Below are 789 nucleotides of genomic sequence, written 5' to 3'. Positions count from 1 at the left end.
CTGAAGAAAACCTGTCCCACCCTCGCTATTTCTTGATTTAACGACATTAAAAGGTTTAAGGTCCACAAAAACATCCTCATCAAACTCTGGATGAAATTTTTTAAATTCTTCAATTTTAAGATTTTTAAATAACATTTTTCTTTCCAGACAATATTTAACCATTTGACCAACAACTTGATAGGCGGTCCTAAAAGGAACATCTTTATCAACTAAATAATCTGCCAAATCAGTAGCATTAGAAAAGTCGTTTTCTACAGAATCAGAAAGATTTTTTTTATTAAATTCAATGCCCTCATTAATTAAGATGGTCATTGCTTCAACACAAGAGGATATTGTTTCTGCAGTATCAAATATTGGCTCTTTATCCTCTTGAAAATCCTTATTGTAAGAAAGTGGTACCCCTTTGACCATCGTTAACAATGCCTGGAGATGTCCATACACTCTTCCTGTCTTACCTCTTATCAATTCTGGAACATCAGGATTTTTTTTCTGCGGCATTAAGCTACTTCCTGTGGCACATTTATCTGTTAATTTTGCAAAAGAAAATTCATCAGTTACCCATAAAATTATTTCCTCTGAAATTTTACTTAAATGAGACATTAATAGAGCAGATGAAGAAACAAACTCTATACAAAAATCTCTATCACTTACTGCATCAATACTATTTTTATAAATCTTTTTAAACCCCAATTCCGCAGCTGTAAAGTGCCTGTCTATTTTTATTTTTGTTCCAGCTAATGCTGCAGCTCCTAACGGAGAAATATTAACTCTTGAGCGTACTTCTTTATA

At 32.7% G+C, this 789-nt stretch carries 1 protein-coding gene; it reads right to left on the bottom strand.

Annotated features, from left to right (window positions below; all coding sequences use genetic code 11):
- On the bottom strand, positions 1-789 hold a 789-nt coding region (gene argH / locus AMO19_RS03520; protein ID WP_075507352.1), incomplete at both ends, for an argininosuccinate lyase.

The sequence above is a fragment of the Prochlorococcus marinus genome (genome assembly GCF_001180245.1).
GTDB lineage: Bacteria > Cyanobacteriota > Cyanobacteriia > PCC-6307 > Cyanobiaceae > Prochlorococcus_A > Prochlorococcus_A marinus_F.
This window is presented reverse-complemented; position numbering and strand designations above follow the sequence as displayed.